Consider the following 26,161-nt stretch of genomic DNA (forward strand, 5'->3'; position numbering starts at 1 on the left):
GATCATGTCGCGACTGCCGCATTTGCTCGGCCGGATCGGTGGCCGACTCACCGAGATGGGTGAGCGGTTGGACGCACGCCGGGCCGAGGTGGAGAAGGAGCACACGGACGACGGGGACTCGCCGCTGGGCACTCCGTCACTGCCGGACACCTCACCACCCGAGCACGGGCATGAGCACGGCCTTTCGTATGAGCACGACCCCCGGCATGAGCACGGCCTCCAGCCCGAACCCGACGAGTCCGAGCCGGATGCGCGCGAGCCGGGTCAGCGCGAGCACGATGAGCGCGAACAGCTTCCCCGGGCCCGCACCACGACCACCCCCACCGGCCCCGGCGCGATCGCCGTGCGGCCCGAGCCCGCCTCCGTCGTCCCGTGGGGCGTACGGGTCGCGGCCGAGGCGGGTTGGCGGCTGCTGGTGCTCGCCGGCACGCTCTGGGTGCTGATGCGGGTCATCGGCGCGGTCCAACTCGTCGTCTTCGCCTTCGTGGTGGCGCTGCTCATCACCGCGCTGCTCCAACCGGCGGTCGCCCGCCTCACCCGGTGGGGCATGCCGCGTGGGCCCGCGACCGCGCTCACCGCGATCCTCGGGTTCGTCGTGATGGGGCTGATCGGCTGGTTCGTGACCTGGCAGGTCATAGAGAACACCGACCAGCTCTCCGACCAGGTCCAGGACGGCATCGACGAACTTCGCAACTGGCTGCTCAACAGCCCCTTCCACGTCACCGACAAGCAGATCAACAAGATCGCCGAGAATCTGCGCGACGCGATCGGCGCCAACACGGACTCGATCACCTCGGTGGGCCTGGAGGGCGTCACCGTCATCGTCGAGGGGCTGACCGGCATACTCCTGGCGGCCTTCTCGACCCTCTTCCTCCTCTACGACGGCAAGCGCATCTGGGAGTGGACGCTGAAGCTGGTCCCGGCGGCGGCCCGGCCCGGTGTCGCCGGCGCGGGACCGCGAGCGTGGCGCACGCTGACGGCGTATGTGCGGGGCACGGTGATAGTGGCTCTGATCGACGCCATCTTCATCGGCCTCGGCATCTACTTCCTGGACGTGCCGATGGCCGTCCCGCTGGCCGTCTTCATCTTCCTGTTCTCCTTCATCCCCCTCGTCGGCGCGGTCGCCTCGGGCGCCCTGGCGGTGGTGGTGGCGCTGGTGACGCAGGGCGTCGTCACGGCGGTGCTGGTGGTCGCGGTGGTGCTGGCCGTACAGCAGATCGAGGGGCACGTCCTGCAGCCGTTCATCCTGGGCCGAGCGGTCCGGGTCCACCCACTGGCGGTGGTGCTGTCCGTGGCGGCGGGCGGCATGGTCGCGGGGATCGGCGGCGCGGTGGTCGCCGTACCGCTGGTCGCGGTGACGAACACGGTCGTCGGCTATCTGCGCGTCTACTCCCAGGCCCACACCCAGGACTCGGCAGCCCTGCACCACGCACCGAAGCCGCGCGGAGCGACATCGGCGACGATCGCCCTGACGAGAGCCCAACAGCAGCACGAGCAGGCCCCGCCACCGTCCGACCCCCCTGCGTAGCCGCCCTAGAGCGGCCGCAGGCCCTCAAGGGGCGCGGGGAACTGCGCGACCAGCCACAGCGAACCGGCGGCGGCCGCGCAGCGCAGGCGCAGCCAACGCTGATGCGCCGCCGTTCGACCTGTCTGTATGGGCGCCCGGGAGCGGCCGCAGGCCCTCAGGGGGCGCGGGGAACTGCGCGACCAGCCACAGCGAACCGGCGGCGGCCGCGCAGCGCAGGCGCAGCCAACGCTGATGCGCCGCCGTTCGACCTGTCTGTATGGGCGCCCGGGAGCGGCCGCAGGCCCTCAGGGGGCGCGGGGAACTGCGCGACCAGCCACAGCGGACCGGCAGGTCCCGCGCAGCGCAGGCGCAGCCAACGCTGATGCGCCGCCGTCCGACCTGTCTGTATGGGCGCCCGGGAGCGGCCGCAGGCCCTCAGGGGGCGCGGGGAACTGCGCGACCAGCCACAGCGGACCGGCAGGTCCCGCGCAGCGCAGGCGCAGGCGCAGCCAACGCGCCCCACTAAAAGGTCAGTTGAGCACCTTCAGTGCCGGCCCCAGAGCGATCAGCAACGGGATCAACGGGGCCACGGCGGCAGCCAGGAGTGCGGCGGCGCGATACGGCGCGTCCAGGCGCGGCGGAGGCGCCAGAAGCCGCTCGACCCGGTCGCCCAGCTGCCCACGGGTGCACGCGCAGGACAACACACCCCGATGCCGGTTGAGTTCGATCAGGGCGACCGCCGTGGTGCGGTGGCCGCAGCGCCGGGACGCGGTGTCGTCTGCGGCCAGTTCGACCAGACGGTGCGTCTGGTCCCGGAAGTGCGCGAAGACGGGGACGCGCGGGAAACCGGTGGCCAGCGCCTGCGAGAGATGCAGCAGCCAGTCGTGGCGGGCCCGGGCATGACCGAGTTCATGGGCGAGTACGGCGTCCAGCTCGTGGTCGGACAGCCGCCGCAACGCGCCTGTGGTGACCACGAGTTGGGGCGTCGGCCCGGGCAGCAGCCAGGCGTCGGGATACTCGTCCTCCAGCACCAGCAGCGGCCCCCGGGCGGCCGGGAAACCGGCGGGCAGGTCCGGCGCCCGCTCCCGCAGATGGACGCGCCGCAGCCGACGCCGCCGGTGTGCCTCGACGAGTTCCCGGCCGAGCATCGCGACCGTCCAGGCCGCCCCGCAGGCCAGCAGCAGCGTCAGTACGGTGAGCCAGACGGGCGCCGGTCCCAGCTGGTAGGCGGCGGTGACCGAGGACGGGGCCGGTGCGAAGGCATGGGCCCGAACCGTCCCGAACGCGGCCGTCGTGCCCAGCAGCAGCGCGGCGAGGCAGCACACCAGCACGGTCGCGACCAGGCACTGCCACACCCACAGCCCCAGCACCGGCTCCCGGTCGGGCCAGCCGGCCCGGGTCAGCACACGCGGCAGGACAGCGGCGGCGGTCAGGGCGACGGCGGCCATCAGCACCAGGACGACGGTCATTGCGGGTGGCTCCCTCAATCGGAGAAGGACGGTCCTCGCGGCCGGTACGACGAAGGCGGCGACGAACGGAGAGAGGGTGCGCCCATTGTCGGACGTCCTGCACGCCGCGTCCAGTCACCCACCGGGGCCCCTCCGTCACAAGGCCCCTGCCCGGCGACCGCACGACCGGGCGACCGGGCGACCGTGCCCCGGTCACTCGGAGAGGATCGCCTCCGCGTCCAGTGTCGTGGCGACGGCCTGGACGACCGCCGCGATCCTGAACGCCTCCTGCACCGTCTCCCGGTCGACGCCCGCCGCGCGGAGCACCCGCTCGTGGGCGTCCAGACAGGCGCCGCAGGCGTTGATCGCCGACACCGCCACCGACCACAGCTCGACGTCGGTCCGCCCGACGCCCGGGTCGCCGAGCACGTTGGCCCGTAGACCGGCGCGCAGTCGCCCGTACTCCGGGTCGGAGAGCAGATGGCGGGTGCGGTGGAAGACGTTGCTCATCGCCATCTCGGCGGCGGTGGCGCGGGCGGCCGTGTACGCCTCCGGGGAGAGCCGGGCCCTGGCCTCCCGCCCCAGCTCGCGCAGCACACGCGGCGAGCGGGACGCGATTGCGCAGACCAGCACTGTGCCCCACAGCTGCTGCTCGGTGAGGCGGGAGCCGCCGACGACCTTCTCCAGGTTGAGGCGCAGGTCCGCCGCGTAGTCCGGCAGGGCGGACTTCAGTTCCGCGAGGCCCATACCACTCACCACCATTGATCAATTGATCAGACGAATCGCTACACTCTGCCATGTTGATCCACGAAAACTATCAGCGAAACCGGCATCAGCATCAGCATCGTCATCAGTCAGGAGTACGGGTATGGCCGCGCCCAGGAACACCGACGGGCGCCGCAGGCCCAGTCTCGCCCAGCTGCGCGCCTTCGTCGCCGTCGCCGAACACCTGCACTTCCGGGACGCCGCCGCCGCGATCGGCATGAGCCAGCCCGCGCTCTCGGGTGCCGTCTCCGCCCTGGAGGAGGCCCTCGGTGTCACCCTCGTGGAGCGCACCACCCGCAAGGTGCTGCTGTCGCCCGCCGGGGAGCGCCTCGCCGTACGCGCCCGGGACGTCCTGGAGTCGGTCGCCGCGCTGATGGAGGAGGCCGAGGCCGTGCGCGCGCCCTTCACCGGGACGCTGCGGCTCGGTGTGATCCCGACCGTCGCGCCCTACCTCCTGCCCGCCGTGCTGCGCCTGGTCCACGACCGTTACCCGGACCTCGACCTCCAGGTCCACGAGGAGCAGACCGCCGGACTCCTCGACGGACTCACCACCGGCCGCCTCGACCTGCTCCTGATCGCCGTCCCGACCGGAATGCCCGGCATCCTCGAACTCCCGCTCTTCGACGAGGACTTCGTGCTCGTCACGCCCCTCGACCACCCCCTCGGCGGACACACGGACATCCCGCGTGAGGCGCTGCGCGGGCTCGACCTGCTGCTCCTGGACGAAGGGCACTGTCTGCGCGACCAGGCGCTCGACGTCTGCCGGGAGGCCGGGCGCGCGGACGCCCCGGCCACCACGACGGCCGCCGGCCTGTCCACCCTCGTCCAGCTCGTGGCCGGCGGCCTCGGCGTGACGCTGCTGCCGCACACCGCGGTCAGGGTCGAGGCGGGCCGCAGCGACCAGCTCCGCACCGGCCACTTCGCCGCCCCGGCCCCGACCCGCCGGATCGGCCTCGCGACGCGCGCGGGCGCCGTGCGGGGCGCGGAGTACGAGGAACTGGCGGCGGCTCTGCGGGAGGCGCTGCGGCCGTTGCCCGTCCGGGTGTTGGGTGACTAAACAGGTGACAGTTCGATCAAATGAGCGTCGAACAAAGACCGTTGAACGGCGAGAGATCTCAACTTCCGTCAGGTAGCGAGACCCCGGTCTGAATATGCGCCCGGACTGATACACATACCCCCTCAGTGCTACGCGTCAGGCGTATGTGCGAAATGCCGGTGAGTAAGGCCAGGGGGAGTGATGTCGGTCATCCGCGATTCCGTCTCCGCGTCCGCCCTTGACCCCGTTCCCGCATCCGCTTCCCCGGATTCCCTCGGCCGCGTCGGCTACGGCCTGCTGCTCGACGCCCTGGCCGAGTGCGGGCAGGAGGAGTACACCGGGGCGCTGCGCGCGGCCGGCAGCCCCGGCGGGGCCTTCCACTTCCGGCGCGGACTGGTCGTCGGCGCCGAGAGCCCCGGCGCCCCCGGCCCCGAGGCGCTGCTCCTGCGCTCCCGCCGGATCAGCGGCGAGGAGTGGGCCGAGCTGGTACGGGAGGCCGGGGGAGCGCGCTGGCCGGGCGCGGAACTGATCAGGCACGGCTACGCGGGCGCCGCCCAACTGCGCGTCGTCTGCATGATGGCGTTACGGGACGCCGTCTTCGCGGTCGTCGCGGGCCGCGTGGACGCCTGCGAACGCGACCCGGAGGCCGAGCCGTCCGCCCCGGTCCCGGTGGGCGAGGGGCCGGTCCGCCTCCTCCAGGACGCCAACCGCAAACTCGCCGCCCTTGCCGCCCTGTCCCACCCGGTACGCCCCAACCGGGAGCGCCCGAGCCCGAGTTCGGTGCCGGTGCCGATCGATGCAGGGCAACTCACTCCCGTACAGCAGGAGTTGCTGGCCCAGGCCGACGGCCGCCGTACCGCCCGTGACCTCGCGTTCCGTACCGGCCGGGGGGTGTACGCGGTGACGGTCGAGGTGGCGCGGATGCTCGGTGCGGGGCTGCTGGAGTGCGCCGAGGGGGTCGCGCCGCTCCCGGTCGTCCGGGTGCCGCAGGAGGGTCTGCGACAGCGCAGGCGACTGCCTCCGGCGCCGCCACCCCCGCCTCCGCCGTTGGCGCCCCCGTACGTGAACCCGGCCGTCGTCACCCCGCTGCCCCGCCGTGAACCCGGCGCCAGTGGCATCACCGAATCTCTCGCCCCCGAAAAGCGCGGGTCGAGCTGGAAAGGGTTCTTCCGGATGCGGAACGGAACCCAAGGAAATTCGTGAAATTCAGTAGAAGGTCATAGAGGGCCATAGAAGTTCATCGAAGTTCATAGATGTTCGAAGAGCTCATAGGGGAGTTGAGTACATGGACCACAAAGCGCTGGCCATGGAAATGCGCGACCTGCGCGAAAAGGTGGACGGAATCACCGACACGGCGATCGCAGCCACCGACGGACTGCTCATAGCGGCGGACACCGCCGCGTCGATCGACCCCGAGGGTCTCGCCGCCATCGCCGCCGCGGGACTCGGTCTCGCCCGACGGGCCGCCCAGGCGACCGGCCGGGGCACCCTGCGTCGGACGGTCACCTACGGCAGCCAGGGCTGCGCGGCCTTCTACGCCGTCGGGGACACCGCGCTGATGGTCGTACTCGGCGACGAGGGCGTCGACCTGGACAGGCTGCACCGGGCGACGCAGCCGGCGTTGCGCCGTATCGGCTCGATCCTCACCGCCACGGAACCCGCCGTGGCGACCGAAGGAGTGTGAAGGAAAGGATGGCGACGAAACGCATGACCACAGGTTTCTCCGACCAGGTCATGAGCCTGGTCAAGGCGCTCCGAACCGATGCCCCCGAGTGTGTCGCGTCGGGGGTGGTCGACATGGCCACCGGGATGCTGCTCTCGTACGAGACGGTCGACAACCATCCGCCGGAGGTGCTCGACCTGCTGGCGGGCGCGACTCTCGACCTGTTCCAGGGCCGTACTGTCGTGATGATCGAGGACGTGTTCAAGGAACGGCGGGGCACTCCGAGCGACCAGCACTTCTTCCAGGAGATCCTCGTCAACAGCGAGAACCTCACTCACCTGTTCGTGCGGCTCAACGAGCAGCAGGACGTCGTCGCCGTGGTCGTCTGCCGCAAGGCGGTCAACGTCGGCATGCTCTTCGCCCAGGTGCGGCGGGTGGTCAAGGAGTACAGCCTCTGAACATCCGCTGAGCACGAACGCCGACAGGCCCCTCCGCCGGATTCCGAGGTCCGGGGGAGGGGCCTGTGCGACGAGCGGGCGCGTCAGGAGCTACTCCGTCCGCAGGCCGTCCGGCCGCATCAGCCGCAGCAGCGGCGGCAGACTCAGCACCGTCACCAGCAGCACGACGCCCGCGCCGATACCGGTCATCGCCAGTACGGCGGCCCAGTCGACGCCGAGCGACCTGCTCGTCATCTTCAGCAGGACGACGCCCAGGGTCAGCCCCACTCCCGTCGACAGCAGCAGCCCCAGTCCGATCGGGATAGCCGTCTGCCACAGCACCGACAGGCTCAGCGTCCGCCGCCGGGTGCCGAAGGCGACCAGGGACGACAGCAGCTTTCGGCGCTCGCGCAGCTGCTCCAGCTGGGAGACCAGCAGGCTCACCCCGATCAGCAGCAGGACGCAGGCGGAGCCGACGAACAGGCCGGTGCGGATCGACTCGAACTGCCTCGTGCGGTTGGTGGCCGTCCAGGTCTGGGGATCCGTCAGGGGGTCGATCCGCGCCGCCGTGTTGCGGACCAGGTCGGGGGCGTCCGCCACCTTGGGGTCGAGGACGACGAAGATGCGTCCGGCGGCCTGCGCCACGATCTCCTTGGGCAGGGCGCCCGGTGTGGCGAGGACGCCACCGTTCTCGCCACCCGACGGGTCCTCGCGCGAGTCGGCCTGCTTGAGGCCCGCCGGCACCGTCCAGGCGACCGCCGGTTTCTCGGTCCCCAGACTGCGCGGGCTGACCCACACCTTCAGGCCCGGTTTGACCAGCAGGGCTGTGTCCGTTTCGTAGTCGGCACCCTGAACGGCGAAGACGTCGCCGTCTCGGCACGAGGGGAGCCGGCCCACCTCACGCAGCGCCGAGCAGTCGCCGATGGTCACCTCGGTGTACTTCTCCGCGGACCTGGCCTTTTCGCCCAACGAACCGTAGAAAAGAACGGTGACCTTCCGAACGCCCTCTGTCCTTGCGAGCTGCCGGCCCGCCGGGAGGAGCGGGACGCCGTAGGGCACGCCGACCTCCATCTGGGCCCGCTCGACATGCTCCTTCGACGGGGTCTCGTAGGCGCCGGCGACCCCTGAGAAGAACATCTGCAGCGCGATCGCGCCGGCCACCGCCACCGCGATGCCGTTCACCAGGCGGGCGGCCGTACCGCTGCTCAACTGGAGCCTTCGGACGGCCAGTTGCCAGGCGACCCCGCCGGAGCCGAGCCGGGCGACCGCCGCCTCGACGACCCAGGGCAGAAGCGCGGTCACCCCGATGAGGAGCAGCGAGACGCCGGCGATGACCAGGAGGTCGTTGAACTGCCCGGCGTCGTTGCCCTGCCCGATCATCGGGGAGAGCGCCGCGATCCCGCCCAGCGGCATCAGCAGCCGCCACCACAGCCGGCGGCGCGGGGGCCGGGCCGTACGCACCACACCGAGCGGTTCGATCACCACACCGCGCAGCGCGAGCAGGGTCACCAGCACGGCGGCCACCGGCACGACGACCGCGACCAGGACGGCCAGCGCGGGCGCCGGATTCAGATCACTGGGGAACACGCTCAGGTCGAGAAGCTCGACGTATCCCGCGGCCTGACGGCCGATCAGGAAGAAGAGGGCGCCGAAGACGAGCCCGACGGCGGCACCGGCGAACGCCTCGCCCGCGGCGATCCGGCGGGTCATCATGCCGTCGGCGCCGACCAGCCGCAGCGCGGCCAGCCGCCGGTCGCGCCGCTCACCGCCGAACCGTACGGCCGTGGCGATGAAGACGCCGACCGGCATCAGCAGCACGATGAAGACGACGAGGGTGAGCAGGATCAGGACGGGATCCATACCCTCGGACGTCGGATGCAGATCCCCGAACCGGGCGATCCGCCCCACAGAACCACCGCTGAAACGGTGCTCGAGTCCCTCGCCCCCTCGGTAGAAGGCGAGTTCGGCCGGTCCGACGAGCCCCGTGCCTGAGATGGTGCCGACGATCCGGTCCGGCAGCCGCTCCCGCAGCAGCTTGCCGTCGGCCGACTTCAGCAGCCGTTCGAGAGCCGGCGAGACGATCATCTCCCCGACCGCGGGGAACTTGTCGACCCCCGGCGGCAAGGGCGCCCGTACCCCTTCGGGTTGCAGCTCCCGCCCGCGTACGTCGTCCGTGCGGAAGGTCGTGTCGACGACGGCGACGATCAGTGTGTTGTCGGCCTTCGGGGGCTGCTTGTCGACGAACACGACGTCCGTACGTGCTTCGCCCCGCTCGCTCCGGGCCGCCAGCGCGCTCGGGATGGCGGTCGTCAGCAGCAGCAGCGCCACCCCGAGCCCGACCCCGACGGCCGTCAGCAGGACCCGGCCCCAGCCCTCGCGCCCACCCGTGAAGGCGAATCGGACCCCCATACCCAGGTCCCGTATCCACTGGCGCAGGTTCATATGACGCGCTCCATGTCCCGCGACTTGCCGTCCCGTACGACGATCTCGCGGTCGGAGTAGGCGGCCACCCGTGCCTCGTGCGTGACGAGCACGACGGCCGCGTTGGTCGACCGGGCGGCCTCGGTGAGCAGCTCCATCACCCGCTCGCCGTTGAGCGAGTCGAGGGCGCCGGTGGGCTCGTCGGCGAACAGCACCCGGGGGCTGGTGACCAATGACCGTGCCACGGCCACCCGTTGCCCCTGGCCTCCGGACACCTCGCCGGGCCGCTTGCTCCTGAGGTCGTCGACCTCCAGCCGCTCCATCCAGGAGAGCGCGGTCCGCTCGGCCTCCTTGCGGGAGGTCCCGCCCAGACGCAGCGGGAGGGCCACGTTCTCGACGCAGGTGAGTTCCGGCACGAGCTGCCCGAACTGGAACACGAACCCGAACTCGGTGCGCCGCAGCTGACTGCGCTGGGCGTCGCTCATCCCGGCCATCTCACGCCCGTTGTACGTGATCGAGCCGGAGTCGGGCGGGACGATCCCGGCGAGACAGTGCAGCAGGGTCGACTTGCCGGACCCGGACGGGCCCATGATGGCGACGACCTCGCCGGGGTGGATCGAGAACTCGGCGCCGTCGAGCGCGTTGGTCGGACCGTAGGCCTTGCGCAGTTCGCTCGCGACGAGCAGCGAACCGGGAGGGGCGGTCGTCGGAGCAGTCAGCGGAGCGGTCATCGGGACGTCACCACCTGGGCGAGTTTGTCGAGGCGCGCGGAGGTCAGTTCCAGCCAGCGCAGATCGGCTTCGAGGTGGAACAGGGCGTGGTCGCAGATGAGCTGGTCCGCGAGGTCGCCCTTGCGCTTGCGGTCGGTCAGCATGCGCATCATCCGCAGGTGCTCAGCGCGCTGCGTGTCGAGGATGTCACCGGCGTCGCGGTGGGTGAGCAGCGCGAGGACGACCTTCGTGTAGAGGGTCGACTGCAGATACGGCTCGGGCTTCTCCGGCGTCGCGAGCCACCGCTGTACGTCGGTGATACCGGCGTCGGTGATCGCGTACCGCTTCCGCTCGGGACCGTCGCCGGCCTCGATGCCGTCGACCTCGACGAGCCCGTGCTTCAGCAGCCGGGACATCGTCGAGTAGACCTGCCCGTAGTGCAGCGGGCGATCGTGACCGAACTTCTCGTCGAAGGCCCGCTTCAGGTCGTAGCCGTGTCGGGGGCCGGACTCCAGGAGTCCTAGAAGGGTGTGACCGATGGACATGAGAAGGACTATACGCACGGGGTATACGTGGTGTGTATACCTGCTGTGTATAGATCATGGGGCGGGCTGTGGAAGGGCGGTGACTGTGCAGGTCAGAGCTGGTTGTCACGGTTCTGTCACCGGGCTTTCGCGCGGCGAGCATCAAGCTCCCCCAGAGGGGGGAGCTTGAGGGCGAGGCACTTCAGGCCGACGGGGGTCCGGGGGTGGAGCCCCCGGGTGGCCGCCCACGGCGCGGGATGGGACCCGTCTCCCGGGGCAGCCTGCCCGCCTCCGCCAGGGCCCGCCGCAACAGGAACTCGATCTGCGCGTTGGCCGAGCGCAGCTCGTCCCCCGCCCACCGGGCCAGCGCGTCGTACACGGCAGGGTCCAGCCGCAGCAGCACCTGCTTGCGCTGCTGCCGCGGCCGGCGCTCGGCGTGTTCGGGGTTCTCGGCGGCCGAACTCCCGGAGGGATCACTCACTGGTACAGGGACCCCGTGTTCACGACCGGCTGTGCCGCGCGGTCACCGCACAGCACCACCAGGAGGTTCGACACCATCGCCGCCTTCCGTTCCGAGTCCAGCTCCACGATGTCCTCCTCGGCGATCCGGGCGAGCGCGGCCTCGACCATCCCCACCGCGCCGTCGACGATCAGCCGCCGCGCCGCGACGACCGCCCCCGCCTGCTGCCGCTGGAGCATCGCCGAGGCGATCTCGGGAGCGTACGCGAGGTGGGTGAAGCGGGACTCGATGATCTGGACGCCGGCCGCCTGCACGCGCGCGTGCAGCTCGACGGCCAGCTTCTCGGTGATCTCCTCGGCGTTGCCGCGCAGCGAGAGCCCGCCCTCGTCATGGGCGTCGTACGGGTACTCGATGGCGATGTGCCGGACGGCCGCCTCGGTCTGGGTGGCGACGAACTCCAGGAAGTCGTCGACCTCGAAGCTGGCCTGCGCGGTGTCCTTGACCTTCCAGACCACGACGGCGGCGAGTTCGATCGGGTTGCCGTAGGCGTCGTTCACCTTGAGGACGGGCGTCTCGTGGTTGCGTACCCGCGTCGAGATCTTCGAGCGCGAGGTGAGCGGGTTCACCCAGCGCAGCCCGTCCTGCCGGATCGTCCCCCGGTACCGCCCGAAGAGCTGGACCACCCGGGCCTCGCCCGGCGCGACCATGTTCAGACCGCACATGGCGATGAAGGCGCAGAGGCCGATCAGGACGCCCGGGACGATCAGAGCCGCCTTGGCTCCGCCGCCGGAGACGGCTGTCGCGCTGATGATCATGCCGACGCCGAGCACGAGTCCGAGCAGTCCCAGCAGGAGAGCGGCGCCACCGCCGATGCTGCGGGCCGGGATCTCGCGGACCTGCGGATCGGGCATGTCAGGCAGATCGACCGCGGGATCGGCGGTCGGGGTCAAGTCGTGTGTGGTCATGGATGGTGCCCCCGTTTCGTGAGCGTCGGCGATCAGGTCCTGGCCGCCGACGGCTTAGCAGCGTTCTAGCTAAGTGATATCACTTTAGCCGATGCGGCAACCTTCCGCACCCCCCAGTAGTCGGTTCCAGTGGGGCGGGTGCTGATTGTCACGTCCGGAAAAGGGGGGCTCGAAAGCTCGTCGTCTTATCCGCCGGTGTTAGTTTTCTGAGCTGACCTGTGCCATGAACCTGTGCGAAGAAGGAAGCGGAGCGAAGCGACCGATGGGACGAGCGGACGAGAGACGAGCGCGGCAGCATCGCGGTGGCCGCCGCGCGGCGCCCAAGAGCTCCTCCAGGGATGCCTCGACCGGGACCGGAGCGGAGACAGGAGTCGAGGGCGGTGCCGAGGGCGGGACCGCGACCGCGACCCTGACTCCGGGCAGGGCGGCAAGCAGGGCGGCGGCGCGCGGCAAGAGCGCCAAGAAGGGCAAGAACGGCAACGAAGGTAAGAGTTTCCTGCGTCGGCTCTTCACCTGGAAGAAGATCCTCGGCGCCTTCTTCGGCTTCATGCTGCTCGGCATGGGCGCCTTCATGGTGCTCTACCTGATGATCGGCGTGCCCGAGGGCAACGCCGCCGCGGAGAAGCAGAGCAACGTCTACAAGTACAGCGACGGCACCGTCCTCGCTCGCACCGGCACGGTCAACCGCGAGATCGTGGACCTGGACGAGGTGCCCAAGAAGGTCCAGCTGACCTTCGTCGCCGCCGAGAACAAGTCCTTCTACAAGGACGCCGGCGTCGACTTCAAGGGCACCGCCCGCGGTCTGATCAACACGCTGTCCGGCAAGGGCAAGCAGGGTGGTTCGACGATCACCCAGCAGTACGTCAAGAACTACTACCTGGAGCAGGACCAGACCATCACGCGCAAGCTGAAGGAACTGGTCATCTCGCTGAAGGTGGATCAGAAGAGGTCGAAGGACTACATCCTCGCGGGCTACATCAACACCAACTACTACGGCCGCGACTCCTACGGCATCCAGGCCGCCGCGCAGGCCTACTACCGCGTCGACGCCAAGGACCTCACCGTCGAGCAGGGCGCGTACCTCGCCGCGCTGCTCCAGGCACCGAGCCAGTACGACTGGGCGGTCGCCTCCGACACCGGCAAGAAGCTCGTGACGGCCCGCTGGAACTACGTACTCGACAACATGGTCGGGGAGGGCTGGCTCGACAAGTCCAAGCGCGACGCCATGAAGTTCCCGGTGCCGAAGGAACCGAAGGGCGCCCCGGGCCTGGAGGGCCAGACCGGGTACCTCGTCGACGCCGCCAAGGCCCAGCTGGCCAGGCAACTCGTCGCCCAGGGCACGGCCGACGACACCAACAGCGCGAACGCGCTGGTCGACAAGGGCGGTTGGACGATCACGCTCAACATCGACCGGAAGAAGCAGACCGCGCTGGAGAACGCCGTCAAGAGCCAGCTCACCAGCAAGCTCGACGCGAAGAAGCGCAAGGTGGACGCCAACGTCCAGGCCGGCGCGGTGTCCGTCGACCCGAAGACCGGGCGGGTGCTCGCGCTGTACGGCGGCACCGACTACTTCAAGCACTACATCAGCAACGCGACCCGTCGTGACTACCAGCCCGCGTCCACCTTCAAGCCGATCATCCTCGCGGCGGCCATGGAGGAGCAGGCACGTACGCAGGACGGCGACGAGATCAACCCGAACACGGTCTACGACGGCACCAGCGGCCGGCAGGTCGTCTCCGACGGCAAGAAGGTCGGCTTCGGCCCGCCGAACGAGGACGACGCGGACTACGGCGACGTCACCGTCCAGACCGCGATGAACAAGTCGATCAACTCGGTGTTCGCACAGATGGGCGTCGACGTCGGGATGTCCGAGGTCATGAAGGTCGCGGACGAACTCGGCCTGGACACCACCGGGTTGCCGGCGGTGCCCGCACAGACCCTCGGCACGATGGGCGCGAGCCCGATGGAGATGGCCGGCGTCTACGCCACCCTCGACAACCACGGCCGCAAGGTCACCCCGGCCATCGTGAAGTCGGCCGAACACAAGGACCGTACCGCCGAGTTCGACTCCCCGATCGGGGAACAGGTCATCAGCCCCGAGGCCGCCGACGCGGTCACGTCGGTGCTGACAGGCGTGGTCGACGACGGTACGGCCCGGGTCTCGGTGGCGCAGGCGGACAACCGCAAGGGCCAGCAGGTGGCCGGCAAGACGGGTACGTCCGACGAGAACAAGTCGGCCTGGTTCACGGGCTACACGCCCGGTCTGGTCACCTCGGTCGGCCTGTTCGGCGAGGACACGAAGGCCAGGAGGCAGGTCAGCCTGAAGGGCGCCACGGGTCTCATCGCCGCGGGCGGCGGCCGGATCAACGGCGGTGGCTACCCGGCGAAGATCTGGGCGACGTACACCTTCGGCACGATGGGCAAGGTCACCAAGTTCGACCTGGACACCTCGTTCGGCGCGGGCGTGAAGCCCACGCCGTCACCGACGCCGACCCCGACCGACACGGCGACCCCGACACCGACTCCTACGCCGACTCCGACACCCACGCCGACCCCGACGCCGACTCCGACACCCACGCCGACCCCGACGCCGACTCCGACACCCACGCCCACTCCGACCCCGACTCCCACGCCGACCCCGACGGGCGGGTCGGGGGGCATCACCCTTGAGCCGCCGGACCCGGGCGACGGGCAGTAGGCACTACGAGAGAGGGCTCCCGGTGATCACCTGATCACCGGGAGCCCTCTCTCATTCACGTGACCGTTTCACGTCCGGCCCAACTCGAACCAGACCACCTTCCCCGTGCTCAGCCGGGTCGCACCCCAGCGCCGGGCCAGCCGGTTGACGAGATACAGACCCCGGCCGCCCTCGTCCGTGGCCCGCGCCTGCCGCAGCCGCGGCAGCTGCGGCACGTCGTCGCCGACCTCGCAGCGCAGTACGTCGGTCCGCAGCAGCCTCAGGGTGATCGGCCGGGACGCGTAGCGCACCGCGTTGGTCACGACCTCGCTGACCAGCAGCTCCACCGAGTCGGTCATCTCCTCCAGACCCCAGCGGGACAGGGCGCGCCGGGCGAGCCGGCGGGCCCGGCCGGGGGCCGCGTCCTCCGGGTCCAGGTACCAGTACGCGACGTCGCTCGGCGCGATGCCGTCGAAGCGGGCGGCGAGCAGCGCGATGTCGTCGTCCCGGTCGCCCGGGCCGAGCATGTCGAGCACCTCGTCGCACAGCGCTTCGAGGGGCGGCGGATGGTCCGGCCCGGTCAGCTGGGCGGTCGCGGCGAGCTTCTCGCGCAACTGCTCTATGCCGGTCCAGACGTCCCGCAGCCGGGACTCGACGAGCCCGTCCGTGTAGAGGAACAGGGTGGCACCGGCGGGCGCGTCCAGCTCCACGGCCTCGAAGTCGACACCGCCGACCCCGATGGGCGCGCCGGACGGCACCTTGAGCACCTCGGCCCGGCCGCCCAGGTGCAGCAGGACGGGCGGCGGATGGCCGGCGTTGGCGATGGTGATCCGGTGCGACACCGGGTCGTACACCGCGTAGAGGCAGGTCGCCATGCGGTCCGTACCGAGTCGCTGGGCCTGTTCGTCGAGGTGGTGCAGGACCTCCTGCGGGGGCAGGTCGAGCCCGGCGAGGGTCTGGGCGGTCGTCCGCAGCTGGCCCATGATGGCCGCACTGGTCATGGAGTGCCCCATGACGTCGCCGACGACGAGCGCGACCCGGCTGCCGGGCAGCGGGATGGCGTCGTACCAGTCACCGCCGACGCGGGCGGTCTCGGCGGCCGGGAGATAGCGGGACGCGAGCCGTACGCCGGTCGGGCGCGGCAGGGTCTCCGGCAGCATCGTGCGCTGCAGCTCGTCGGCGATGTAGGCCTCGCGGCCGTACAGCACCGCCTTGTCGATGCCGAGGGCACTGTGCGTGGCCAGCTGGGCGGCGACCAGCAGATCGTCCGTCTCGAACGGGATCCGGTCCGGCCGGCGCAGGAACAGCGCGGCCCCGATGACGCGGCGCCGGCCGCGCAGCGGGGCGAGGATCGCGCGCTGGCCGTCCGGTACGTCCAGGTCGCAGGAGTCGCCGAGCAGTTCGGGCAGGGCCGCGCGGGCGGCGGGCGCGTCCGCGAAGACGGGCCGGACGCCGCGCAGCACCTCGGCGAGCGCGCCGCCGGGACGCACCTCGCACAGTTCGGCGCTGACCGGGGACAGCTCGGGCAGCGGCTGCGGGACGGCGGAGGTGGCCAGAAAGCTGTTCTCGGTGTCCCGCTCCTGCGGCAACCGGTCCGTGCGGCGCAGCCGCAGCACCAGCGGGCCGGTGGGCCGCTCGTCGCCGACGGGCAGCGGATCGCGCAGATACACGAGGATCGTGTCGGAGAACGTCGGCACGGTGGCCCGGCACAGCCCCATCACGATCTCGTCGAGGTCGATGCCCCGCGCGATCCGCCGGGTGGCGGCACCGACGAACCGCAGCCGGTCGCCGTCCCGCCGCATCGGCAGGGGAGCGCCGGTGGTACTTCCCTGCCCGGAACGCCGCTCCCTGCCCGCGAGATCGCTCGCGGCCGGGTCGGCGCTGTCGCCCTCGGCGGGGCCGTTCGGGCTCGGGTGGGTGTCCGTGGCGTGGTGCTCCGTCGCGTGGTTCTCCGTGCCCGGGCGGTCCGTCTCGGCGCCCGGCTGGACCGGGATGCTGTCCGGCGCCGGACGCGGGCGGTGCGCGTCGGGTTCGGTCGAGGACGGCTGGTCGGACTGCGAGTGCTCCGGCCCGGGGGTGGCCGGGGGACCGGCGGGGTTGGGCCCCGTGGAGCCTGACGTACCGGTACCCGTACCCGAGCTGGATGCCATCGCGCCTGTTCCCGCCTCTGTTCCCGCTGTTCCCGATGTTCCCGCGTCGTGCGCGGTCGTACCGGCGCTGCCGACGGTCTCGGGGCTCTCGGAGCCCGTCCCGAGGCAGGCGGCGGCCTCCGGTGTGCCGGCGGCCCCTTGCTGCCCTGTCGTCTGCTTCGGCAGGGGCAGAGCCGCCGCCTCCGGGGAACGCAGCAGCGCCCCGCGGGTGTCCGCGGGGATGTCCGGCCGGCCGGTGCCCGGCCGAGGGCGCTCGTGCGAGGTGGGTTGCTCCGTCACGCGTGTCGAATCCATCCGTCCGGGGCTGCGCGTTGTGCGCGCAGTTGGTCCCGCCGACTTCCCGATACCCGGAATACGTGCCCCAGGAACGGAAAACCGGCGTGGTCAGAGGTTGTTCCTGATGCACCGGCGAGCCCTGTTCGGCTCCGACCGGTGTTGCCCTCGTTCCCCTCGCTCACGTCCTGCCGCCCCTCGGTGACGTATGGTCAGGCCCAGCGCATGTTCCGGGAGTTACGGTAGTGCGCCCTTGCGGAGGACGATCCTACGGTTGCGTACCGGGGGCGCATCAAGGGTCTCATGACGACATGTGCGCGGGCGTACGGTCCCAGTCCTCCGGCAGTGACGGTACAGCCCACGACGGATCCGGGCGCCAGTGCTGCCAGCCATCCGCGAACGGAGCCCCCCAGGCCTGGATCACCTCCACTGCGGAACGCCCCGCTTTCCGTACCCTTTCGGCGAGTTGGGCGTCCATCAGCCCGGCCTGCTGGGCCTGTGCGAACTCGTCCTCGTCGCGCCACTCCCAAGTCCGGTCGGGATTCACGGTGATGTCGAGAAAGTGGTCCTCGGAATCGACCCCGCCGGCCCAACGGACCAGCGGCTCCTCCAGGTTCACGTACCAGTTCTTGAACTGCCAGCCCGGTTCCCAGAAAAGCCACACGGACCAGGGCTCGGCGGGCCGCGCCAGCTTCAGCACCCCGGTGCCGAACCAGCGGTCGCGCTGCACGGTCCGGGGCTTGGTGTACCGCGACTCCAGCGGCTCCACGTGCACGGGCGTACCGTCCGCCAGTACAGGCTTGACGCACTCGGTGCCCGGCGCCATCCACACCGCGAGCAGCTCGGAATCGTCCCGTACGACGGTGACGGGACGCACGATGTGGAAGCGGTCCCCGGAGTTCTCACGGTATCGCCACAGGATCTGACTCCCGGGGGACCAGTACGCCGCTGATCCGCCCGCTTCCACTCGTCTCAACGCTCCGTCGTCTGTCATGAAGAGATATTAGGTGCCACAGGCATACGACGCCGCAGTGCGTGTCACGGTTCACGCCAGTGGCCGGATGACGTTACGGGCGCGTCATCCGCAGGACATCCAGCGCGCTGTCGAGCTGCTCGACGGAGAGATCTCCACGCTCCACGTACCCGCCTTCCAGGACGACTTGGCGAATCGTCTTCTTCTCGGCCAGCGACTTCTTGGCCACCTTGGCCGCTTCCTCGTACCCGATGTACTTGTTGAGCGGCGTGACGACGGACGGCGAGGACTCCGCGTACTCGCGCGCTCGCTCCCGGTGGGCGACGATCCCGTCGACGGTCCGATCGGCGAGCAGCCGCGAGACGTTGGCGAGCAGTCGTACGGACTCGAGAACGTTCTTCGCGATCACCGGCAGCATGACATTGAGTTCGAAGTTGCCGGCGGCACCGGCGGTGGTGACGGTGAGGTCGTTGCCGATGACCTGCGCGGAGACCATCAGCACGGCCTCGGGGATCACGGGGTTGACCTTGCCGGGCATGATCGACGACCCCGGCTGCAGATCGGGCAGGCTGATCTCGGCGAGTCCGGTACGCGGCCCGGAGGCCATCCACCGCAGATCGTTGGCGATCTTGGTCAGCCCGACGGCGATCGTCCGGAGCTGCCCGCTGGTCTCGACGATCCCGTCCCGGGCGCCCTGCGCCTCGAAGTGGTCGCGGGCCTCGGTGAGGGGCAGCCCGGTGGCCCGGGCGACCTCCTCGATCACGGCGGCGGAGAACCCGGGAGGCGTGTTGATCCCGGTCCCGACGGCGGTGCCACCGAGCGGCAGCTCGGCGAGCCGGGGCAGCGAGGCACGCAGCCGCTCCACGCCGTACCGCACCTGGGCCGCGTACCCACCGAACTCCTGCCCGAGCGTCACGGGGGTGGCGTCCATGAGATGCGTACGCCCCGACTTCACGACGTCGGCGAACTCCTCGGACTTGCGGGTGAGGGCGTCCGCGAGGTGGTCGAGGGCGGGGATCAGGTCGCGGGTGACGGCCGCGGTGGCGGCGATGTGGATGGAGGAGGGGAACACGTCGTTGGACGACTGCGAGGCGTTGACGTGGTCATTGGGGTGTACGTCCCTGCCGAGCCGCTCACTGGCGAGGCTCGCGATGACCTCGTTGGCGTTCATGTTGGACGAGGTACCGGAGCCGGTCTGGAACACGTCGACCGGAAAGTGCTCGTCCCAGTCCCCGGCGGCAACCTCCCCGGCGGCCTCCTGAATGGCGTCGGCGATGTCCTTGTCGACCACCCCGAGCTGGGCGTTGACCTTCGCGGCGGCACCCTTGATCCGGGCGAGCGCCTCGATGTGGGCACGCTCGATACGTTGCCCGGAGACAGGAAAGTTCTCGACGGCACGCTGGGTCTGGGCCCGCCACCTGGCATGAACGGGGACACGGACCTCCCCCATGGAGTCGTGCTCGGTCCGGTACTGCGGCGGCTGCTGAGGCTGGTCGGGCGAAGTCATGGTCGTACCTCCGGAAGGGACAGCGCGGGCCTGAGGAGACGTATTCCCCCGAAGACGATCACTTGCCCGGGGGCATCTGGAGCGCAGGCCTGGCCACCTGAACCTTCTTTTCCCACCCACCCGCCCCGAGGCTTCTCCAGCCAAGGTCGGGGCACGCGGGCCTTCTTTCCCACCCACCCGCCCCTGCTGCTTCTGAAGCTCGGGTCGGGGCACGTCGCCCCCCTTTTCCCGCCCGCCCGGGCCGTCTTCTCAGCCCGTCCGGCGTTTGAGGACGAGGCCGTTCAGGCCGATGGGGGGTCCAGGGGGCGCAGCCCCCTGGTGGGGTCGAAGGGGCGCAGCCCCTGGGGATGGGACGGGTAGGGGCGGCGGGGGCGAGACAACCGCTACGCCCACCCCCACCACCCCGACAGCCACCCTGACTAGCCCAGCCCCGGCCCCCGCACCGGAATACTCGTGAACGTAGGCGCCGGCGCCGGATCCTTGAAGAAGTCGTTGCCCTTGTCGTCAACCACGATGAACGCCGGGAAGTCCTCGACCTCGATCTTCCACACCGCCTCCATCCCGAGCTCCTCGTACTCGACGACCTCGACCTTCTTGATGCAGTCCTGGGCCAGCCGGGCCGCAGGTCCCCCGATCGACCCGAGATAGAACCCACCGTGCGCGTCACACGCGTTGGTGACCTGCGCCGACCGATTCCCCTTCGCCAGCATCACCTTGGACCCGCCCGCCGCCTGGAACTGCTCGACGTAGGAGTCCATACGCCCGGCCGTGGTCGGCCCGAACGACCCCGACGCGTACCCCTCGGGCGTCTTCGCCGGCCCGGCGTAGTACACCGGGTGGTCCTTCAGGTACTGCGGCATCTCCTCACCCGCGTCCAGCCGCTCCTTGATCTTGGCGTGCGCGATGTCCCGCGCCACGACCAGCGGCCCGGAGAGCGACAACCGCGTCTTCACCGGGTACTTGCCCAGCTCGGCGAGGATGTCGTCCATCGGCTGGTTGAGGTCGATGCGAACCACGTCCGACGCCTCGTCCAGATGTTCGTCCGTCGTCTCCGGCAGGAACCGCGCCGGGTCCGTCTCCAACTGCTCCAGGAAGACACCCTCGGCCGTGATCTTCGCGACGGCCTGCCGGTCGGCCGAGCAGGACACGGCGATGGCGACGGGACACGAGGCACCGTGCCTCGGCAGCCGCACCACCCGCACGTCGTGGCAGAAGTACTTGCCGCCGAACTGCGCCCCGATCCCGATCCGCTGCGTCAGCTCGAAGACCTTCTCCTCCAGCTCCTTGTCCCGGAAGCCGTGCCCGAGTGGCGAACCCTCGGCCGGGATCTCGTCCAGGTAGTGCGCGGAGGCGTACTTCGCGGTCTTCAGCGCGTACTCGGCGCTCGTGCCGCCCACCACGATCGCCAGGTGGTACGGCGGACAGGCGGCCGTGCCCAGCGAACGGATCTTCTCCTCCAGGAACTTCATCATGGAGGCCTCGTTCAGGACGGCCTTCGTCTCCTGGTAGAGGAACGACTTGTTGGCCGAGCCGCCGCCCTTGGCCATGAAGAGGAACTTGTACGCGCCCCCGTCCGTCGCGTACAGCTCGATCTGCGCGGGGAGGTTCGACCCGGTGTTCTTCTCCTCCCACATGGTGAGCGGAGCCATCTGCGAGTAGCGCAGGTTCAGGTTCAGATAGGCGTCGTAGATGCCCTGGGACAGGGCCGCCTCGTCCCCGCCCGTCGTGAGGACGTTCTGCCCGCGCTTGCCCATGACGATCGCCGTACCGGTGTCCTGGCACATCGGGAGCACGCCGGCCGCCGCGATGTTGGCGTTCTTCAGCAGGTCCAGCGCCACGAACTTGTCGTTGCTCGACGCCTCGGGGTCGTCGATGATGCGCCGCAGCTGCGCCAGGTGGGCGGGCCGCAGATAGTGCTGGATGTCGTGGATGGCCTCGGCGGCGAGCTTGCGCAGGGCCTCCGGCTCGACCTTGAGGAACGTCCGCCCGTCGGCCTCGAAGGTGGAGACACCCTCGGAGGTCACCAGCCGGTACGGGGTGGTGTCCTCTCCCATGGGGAGCAGATCGGTGTACGCGAACTCAGGCATCTCGCCCATTCCTCACTCGACGAAGACAGCGGCCTGCCTTCATCGGCGGGCGCCCACCAGCGTATGACCTGCCGGACGGGAACAGCTTGTTAGGTAAGACTCAGTTGAGAGGGAGCAGGCTCGAACGAGACGACCCGCCGCCCACTCCACATGTCCACTCCACATGTCCACTTCGTCCATCCACTCCGTCCGTCCACACCCCTAGTCGCGATCTATCGCGTTTGGGTACGCTGCTTCCGTGGACCTTCAGAAGCACACCGAACCGCGCGTGGACGAACTCCGCGCGTCGGACGCCGACCGTGACCGCATCGCGGACCTGCTGCGCGAGGCGCTGGCCGAGGGCCGTCTCACGCCCGACGAGCACGCCGAGCGCGTCGAGGGCGTCCTGGGCGCCAAGACGGTCGGCGAACTGGAGGTCTTCGTACGGGACCTCCCCGCCGGCCAGCAGTCCCACGCGTCCCACCAGTCCCACGCTCCCCGGGCCGCCGCCGGGTGGGGATACACCCCCGCACCCAACCACCCCACCCCGGGCGCGATCCCGCTCGACCCGGACGACAACGTGGTGGCGGTCTTCAGCAGCGCCGTCCGCAAGGGCCGCTGGCGCGCGGGCCGCCGTATGCACGCGTACGCCATCTTCGGCAGCATCGAGATCGACCTCAGCGAGGCGATGTTCGAGTACCAGCAGGTGGTGATCAAGGCGATCTCGGTCTTCGGCAACGTCGAGATCCGCGTCCCGGAGAATGTCTCGTTGCGCGGCACGGGCGGCGGTGTCCTCGGCAACTTCGAGGTGAGCACGCTGGATTCGGGTGATCCCGACGCGCCCGTGGTCTACGTGGACGGGCTGGCCATACTCGGCAACGTCGAGGCGAAGCCCAAGCGGGGCAAGGTGATCGAGGACATCCTCGACCGCGTCTCGCGCAAGGTCGACAGGGGTTTGCGCAAACACCTGGGCCATTGACGGTTGTGAATTCGGTCGCACTCGGAGGAATTCGGTCAGGTCGTGACGCCTCGGCAGTGCCTTGGGGCCCCAGCGGTCGGGGACTCAGTGCATAGGCGCGCGCACAGCGGGTAGGGCTTGCTGCATCGTCTCTTGGAGGGTGCCGTGGGCTTCACGCGGAACCCGGTACGCCCGGCATGCGCGCGCCTTGCGATCGCACGCACCGGACGCTCCGGACCCGTCGCCCCGGCCCACGTGGGCCCCACGGCTCCCTCCAGCTCGCGAAGAAGCCGTCGTCAGGAGTAGACCGTGCTGCAACCGCCGCATTCGTCCCTGCAGGTCGCCGCCGTTCCGCCCCAGCGGGTGCCAGTGCGGGAGAGGGACCAGGACGCCCCGTGGCACACCGAGGCGGTGTGCCGGCGCGACGAGGCGGGTCTCTTCTTCGCCCCGTCCAAGGAACCGACCGCGGCCCGGCTCTCCCGGGAGCAGGCGGCCAAGCGGGTGTGCGGTGGCTGTCCGGTCATGGTCGAGTGCCGGGAACACGCACTGCTGCAGCCCGAGCCGTACGGCGTCTGGGGCGGCCTCACCGCCGCCGAACGCCGCGTGGTCCTGGCCAGGCGCCGCCGCCGCGAAATGGAACTCAACAAGGCCGCCCGCGGCCCGATAGCGGCAGCGGGCTGACCCACCGGGTACCCCGGCCGGCCCTGCTCACGCCGCTTGCCCTGGTCATGAAGAAGGGCGCCCTCTCCGCACAGAGGGCGCCCCATTCACGCGCGGGGTGTTCTCGCCGTACCGACGTCATACCTACGGCGTACCTACCTGGCTACTTGGCGCGATCGAAGTCGATCGCGCTGTAAGCCCTCAGCTTGCTGAGCCGATGCTCGGACGAGATCTGCCGCACCGTCCCGGACTTCGACCGCATCACGATCGACTCCGTCGTCGCCGTCTCCGACCGATAACGAACCCCTCGCAGCAACTCACCGTCGGTGATGCCGGTGGCGACGAAGAACACGTTCTCGCCGGAGACCAGGTCGTCGGTCGTCAGCACGCGGTCGAGATCGTGCCCGGCGTCCACCGCCCGCTGCCGCTCCGCGTCGTCCTTCGGCCACAGCTTGCCCTGGATGGTGCCGCCGAGGCACTTCACGGCACAGGCCGAGATGATGCCCTCGGGCGTACCGCCGATGCCCAGCAGCAGATCGACGCCGGTGCCCTCGCGCAGGGCGAGGATCGAACCGGCGACATCGCCGTCGGAGATCAGCTTCATACGAGCGCCGGTCTCCCGGATCTCCTTGATGATGCCGACGTGGCGCGGCCGGTCGAGGATGACGACGGTGACGTCCTCGGGCGTGACCCGCTTGGCCTTGGCGACCCGGCGGATGTTCACGGACACGGGGGCGTTGATGTCGACGAAGTCGGCGGCTTCCGGTCCGGTGACCAGCTTGTCCATGTAGAAGACCGCGGACGGGTCGAACATCGACCCGCGGTCGGCCGCCGCGAGGACCGCGATGGCGTTCGTCATGCCGTTGGCGGTCAGGGTCGTACCGTCGATCGGGTCGACGGCGATGTCGCACTCGGGCCCGGTCCCGTCGCCGACCTGCTCACCGTTGAACAGCATGGGCGCCTCGTCCTTCTCGCCCTCTCCGATGACGACGACGCCGTTCATCGAGACGGTCGAGACGAGGGTCCGCATGGCGCGCACGGCGGCACCATCGGCGCCGTTCTTGTCACCGCGGCCGACCCAGCGGCCCGCGGCCATCGCGGCGGCCTCGGTCACGCGGACGAGTTCCAGGGCGAGGTTGCGGTCGGGGGCCTCGGAGGGGACTTCGAGTTCGGACGGCAGATGATGATGCTCGGTCATCGAGACGCACCTTTCTGATACGGCGACGGCCGGATGAGGGTGTGGCTCCCGACTCTATCGCCAGGCAGACAAAATGAGCAGGGGGCCCCACGGATGAGCGGGCGGGTGCACCTGCGACGATGGGGGGCGTGGCAGGTTCGAACGGCAAGACCGGCAAGCAGAAGTCGGCCCGGGACATGATTCTTTCCCTGGGCCTCATCAGTCTCGCGGCGGGAGTGATCTATGTCTTCGTCCCGCACGACGACTCCGCTCCCGACCTCAAAAGGGTCGACTACCGCGTCGAGTTGCTGACGGCCCGCCGCGCGGCGAGCTACCCGGTGGCCGCGCCCCAGGGCCTGCCGGCCGACTGGAAGGCGACGTCGGTGCGTTTCTCCGGCGACAACTTCGACGCGTGGCACCTGGGTTTCCACGACTCCGAGGGTGAGTACGTGGCGGTGGAGCAGTCCGCTCAGAAGCCGTCCGTCTTCATCGACGAAGCCACCCAGAAGGCCAGGGAGACAAAGGTCACCCAGCGCATCGGTGACGCGACGTGGACGCGGTACGAGGGCGAGAAGTACGACGCGCTGGTGCTGCGCGAGAAGGGTTCCACCACGGTGGTGGCGGGCACGGCCCCGTTCGACCGCCTGACGCGGATGGCCCAGGCTCTGAAGACGACGTAGCAGACCGGGCACGCCAGGCAGACCAGGCAGGCATGACCGAGGCCCCCGGCTTGAGCCGGGGGCCTCGGTCATGAACGCGCCGTTGTGGGCCGGTGCGTCGGTGTCGGACGTCAGACGGTGGTGATGACCTCGTCGTACGCCAGACGGGGGGAGCGCGGGTACCAGGCGTCGGCGCCCGGCTTGCCGATGTTGACGACCATCAGCGGGGTGTGGTCGCCGTCCAGGAACTCCTTCTGGAGGCCCGCGAAGTCGACACCGGTCATCGGGCCGGCGGCGAGGCCGGCGGCACGCACACCGATGATGAAGTACGCGGCCTGCAGCGCGGCGTTGAGGCCGGCGGCACCCTCACGGGCGGAACGCTCGCTGAAGAAGAGGTCCTTGGCCTGGGGGAAGGCCGGGAGGAGGGCCGGCAGCTCCTCGTGGAACTCGTTGTCCGCGGAGAGGATCGCGACCAGCGGCGCCGTGGCGGTCTTCGCCTGGTTGCCCTCGGCCATGTGCTGCACGAGGCGCTCGCGGGCCTCGGCGGACCGGACCAGGGTGATGCGCAGCGGGGTCTGGTTGAACGCGGTCGGGCCGTACTTGACCAGGTCGTAGATCGCCTGCACCTGCTCGTCCGACACCGGCTCGTCGGTGAAGGTGTTCGCGGTGCGGGCCTCGCGGAAGAGGAGGTCCTGGGCGGCGGGGTCAAGAACGAGAGACATGGCAGACCTTCTGTAGACGTGCGTCGGATCCGGCGGGATCGGCTGACGTCGTCGACAGTACAAAGAAGAAGTTCAAGGTTCAACAAAAGAGGGGTGAATGGTGACCCTCTTCACAGAAAACGAGCCGGCACTGCCAGCGGATCACTAGGAGCCGGAGGCAGCGTCGCCCCCCTCGTCCTCCTCGTCGTCTCCCGCCGTCGAGCTCTCGGCCAGTGCCGCGTCGAGCCGCTTGCGCGCCCCCTCCAGCCACTGCCGGCACACCTTGGCGAGCTCCTCGCCGCGCTCCCAGAGGGCGAGGGACTCCTCCAGCGTCGTACCGCCCACCTCCAGCCGCCGTACGACCTCGATCAGCTCGTCCCGCGCCTGCTCGTAGCCGAGCGCCTCACTCACGTTGCTGGTCATG

Annotated in this window: 23 protein-coding genes; 9 read left to right on the forward strand and 14 right to left on the reverse strand. The window is 70.0% G+C overall.

Annotation, left to right across the window (positions count from 1 at the left end):
- Nucleotides 1-4 precede the first annotated feature (4 nt).
- On the forward strand, nt 5-1,528 hold the full coding sequence (locus OG241_RS36905; protein WP_405821683.1) for an AI-2E family transporter: 1,524 nt from the start codon (nt 5-7) through the stop codon (nt 1,526-1,528).
- A 509-nt stretch (nt 1,529-2,037) separates the two neighbouring features.
- Here OG241_RS36905 and OG241_RS36910 read toward each other — a convergent pair.
- The gene (locus OG241_RS36910; RefSeq protein WP_405821685.1) at nt 2,038-2,976 is read right to left on the reverse strand and encodes a M56 family metallopeptidase; all 939 of its coding nucleotides are present in this window, start codon (nt 2,974-2,976) and stop codon (nt 2,038-2,040) included.
- A gap of 192 nt (nt 2,977-3,168) precedes the next feature.
- On the reverse strand, nt 3,169-3,702 hold the full coding sequence (locus OG241_RS36915) for a carboxymuconolactone decarboxylase family protein (RefSeq protein WP_405821687.1): 534 nt from the start codon (nt 3,700-3,702) through the stop codon (nt 3,169-3,171).
- 121 nt (nt 3,703-3,823) lie between these two features.
- Here OG241_RS36915 and OG241_RS36920 point away from each other — a divergent pair, with 121 nt between their 5' ends.
- From OG241_RS36920 to OG241_RS36935, 4 genes are all read left to right on the forward strand, one after another.
- Nucleotides 3,824-4,777, forward strand: a complete 954-nt coding sequence (locus tag OG241_RS36920; RefSeq protein ID WP_405821689.1) for a hydrogen peroxide-inducible genes activator — start codon at nt 3,824-3,826, stop codon at nt 4,775-4,777.
- Nucleotides 4,778-4,957: 180 nt separating this feature from the next.
- Nucleotides 4,958-5,959, forward strand: a complete 1,002-nt coding sequence (locus tag OG241_RS36925; protein WP_405821691.1) for a MarR family transcriptional regulator — start codon at nt 4,958-4,960, stop codon at nt 5,957-5,959.
- 82 nt (nt 5,960-6,041) lie between these two features.
- Nucleotides 6,042-6,440, forward strand: coding sequence for a roadblock/LC7 domain-containing protein (locus OG241_RS36930; protein ID WP_006379691.1), 399 nt, complete (start codon nt 6,042-6,044; stop codon nt 6,438-6,440).
- 8 nt (nt 6,441-6,448) lie between these two features.
- Nucleotides 6,449-6,877 (forward strand): hypothetical protein, encoded by a 429-nt coding sequence (locus OG241_RS36935; RefSeq protein WP_319092234.1) that lies wholly within the window; start codon nt 6,449-6,451, stop codon nt 6,875-6,877.
- Nucleotides 6,878-6,967: 90 nt separating this feature from the next.
- On the opposite strand, the gene OG241_RS36940 is transcribed toward OG241_RS36935, so the two are convergent.
- The 5 genes from OG241_RS36940 to OG241_RS36960 all read right to left on the reverse strand — a co-directional run bounded on the left by OG241_RS36940 (nt 6,968) and on the right by OG241_RS36960 (nt 11,936).
- Nucleotides 6,968-9,298 (reverse strand): FtsX-like permease family protein, encoded by a 2,331-nt coding sequence (locus tag OG241_RS36940; protein WP_405821694.1) that lies wholly within the window; start codon nt 9,296-9,298, stop codon nt 6,968-6,970.
- Nucleotides 9,295-10,008: an ABC transporter ATP-binding protein gene (locus OG241_RS36945; RefSeq protein WP_405821696.1), complete on the reverse strand. Its 714-nt coding sequence runs from the start codon at nt 10,006-10,008 to the stop codon at nt 9,295-9,297. The genes OG241_RS36940 and OG241_RS36945 overlap by 4 nt, the downstream gene beginning before the upstream one ends.
- Nucleotides 10,005-10,532: a PadR family transcriptional regulator gene (locus OG241_RS36950; protein ID WP_405821698.1), complete on the reverse strand. Its 528-nt coding sequence runs from the start codon at nt 10,530-10,532 to the stop codon at nt 10,005-10,007. Before OG241_RS36950 ends, OG241_RS36945 begins: the two co-directional genes overlap by 4 nt.
- Before the next feature lie 181 nt (nt 10,533-10,713).
- Nucleotides 10,714-10,992: a hypothetical protein gene (locus OG241_RS36955; protein ID WP_405821700.1), complete on the reverse strand. Its 279-nt coding sequence runs from the start codon at nt 10,990-10,992 to the stop codon at nt 10,714-10,716.
- On the reverse strand, nt 10,989-11,936 hold the full coding sequence (locus tag OG241_RS36960; protein ID WP_405821702.1) for an SPFH domain-containing protein: 948 nt from the start codon (nt 11,934-11,936) through the stop codon (nt 10,989-10,991). Before OG241_RS36960 ends, OG241_RS36955 begins: the two co-directional genes overlap by 4 nt.
- Before the next feature lie 262 nt (nt 11,937-12,198).
- On the opposite strand from OG241_RS36960, the gene OG241_RS36965 reads away from it, so the two are divergent.
- Nucleotides 12,199-14,634: a transglycosylase domain-containing protein gene (locus OG241_RS36965; RefSeq protein WP_405821704.1), complete on the forward strand. Its 2,436-nt coding sequence runs from the start codon at nt 12,199-12,201 to the stop codon at nt 14,632-14,634.
- Between the two features lie 68 nt (nt 14,635-14,702).
- Here the strand turns inward: OG241_RS36965 and OG241_RS36970 are convergent, their stop codons facing one another.
- The 4 genes from OG241_RS36970 to OG241_RS36985 form a co-directional block, all read right to left on the reverse strand.
- On the reverse strand, nt 14,703-16,763 hold the full coding sequence (locus tag OG241_RS36970) for a SpoIIE family protein phosphatase (protein ID WP_405826644.1): 2,061 nt from the start codon (nt 16,761-16,763) through the stop codon (nt 14,703-14,705).
- Nucleotides 16,764-17,337: 574 nt separating this feature from the next.
- Nucleotides 17,338-18,030 (reverse strand): DUF402 domain-containing protein, encoded by a 693-nt coding sequence (locus OG241_RS36975; protein WP_405821706.1) that lies wholly within the window; start codon nt 18,028-18,030, stop codon nt 17,338-17,340.
- 73 nt (nt 18,031-18,103) lie between these two features.
- The gene (locus tag OG241_RS36980) at nt 18,104-19,516 is read right to left on the reverse strand and encodes a class II fumarate hydratase (RefSeq protein WP_405821708.1); all 1,413 of its coding nucleotides are present in this window, start codon (nt 19,514-19,516) and stop codon (nt 18,104-18,106) included.
- Nucleotides 19,517-19,935: 419 nt separating this feature from the next.
- Nucleotides 19,936-21,612, reverse strand: coding sequence for a fumarate hydratase (locus OG241_RS36985; protein ID WP_405821709.1), 1,677 nt, complete (start codon nt 21,610-21,612; stop codon nt 19,936-19,938).
- 229 nt (nt 21,613-21,841) lie between these two features.
- Here OG241_RS36985 and OG241_RS36990 point away from each other — a divergent pair, with 229 nt between their 5' ends.
- On the forward strand, nt 21,842-22,561 hold the full coding sequence (locus OG241_RS36990; protein ID WP_405821711.1) for a DUF1707 domain-containing protein: 720 nt from the start codon (nt 21,842-21,844) through the stop codon (nt 22,559-22,561).
- A 288-nt stretch (nt 22,562-22,849) separates the two neighbouring features.
- Complete coding sequence (locus tag OG241_RS36995; protein ID WP_059072941.1) at nt 22,850-23,221, forward strand: WhiB family transcriptional regulator; 372 nt, start codon at nt 22,850-22,852, stop codon at nt 23,219-23,221.
- 142 nt (nt 23,222-23,363) lie between these two features.
- Here the strand turns inward: OG241_RS36995 and glpX are convergent, their stop codons facing one another.
- Nucleotides 23,364-24,398, reverse strand: a complete 1,035-nt coding sequence (gene glpX, locus OG241_RS37000) for a class II fructose-bisphosphatase (protein WP_405821713.1) — start codon at nt 24,396-24,398, stop codon at nt 23,364-23,366.
- A 128-nt stretch (nt 24,399-24,526) separates the two neighbouring features.
- Between glpX and OG241_RS37005 the strand changes: the two genes are divergently transcribed.
- Nucleotides 24,527-25,057, forward strand: coding sequence for a DUF4245 domain-containing protein (locus OG241_RS37005; RefSeq protein ID WP_405821715.1), 531 nt, complete (start codon nt 24,527-24,529; stop codon nt 25,055-25,057).
- A gap of 110 nt (nt 25,058-25,167) precedes the next feature.
- Here the strand turns inward: OG241_RS37005 and OG241_RS37010 are convergent, their stop codons facing one another.
- Entirely contained in the window at nt 25,168-25,758 is a 591-nt protein-coding gene (locus OG241_RS37010) for a malonic semialdehyde reductase (protein WP_405821717.1), read from the reverse strand.
- A gap of 144 nt (nt 25,759-25,902) precedes the next feature.
- Nucleotides 25,903-26,160 carry an exodeoxyribonuclease VII small subunit gene (locus OG241_RS37015; RefSeq protein ID WP_405821719.1) on the reverse strand — a complete coding sequence of 86 codons (258 nt, stop codon included), beginning with the start codon at nt 26,158-26,160 and terminating at the stop codon, nt 25,903-25,905.
- Between the last annotated feature and the right edge of the window lies 1 nt (nt 26,161).

Source organism: Streptomyces sp. NBC_01390 (assembly GCF_045040105.1).
Lineage (GTDB): Bacteria > Actinomycetota > Actinomycetes > Streptomycetales > Streptomycetaceae > Streptomyces.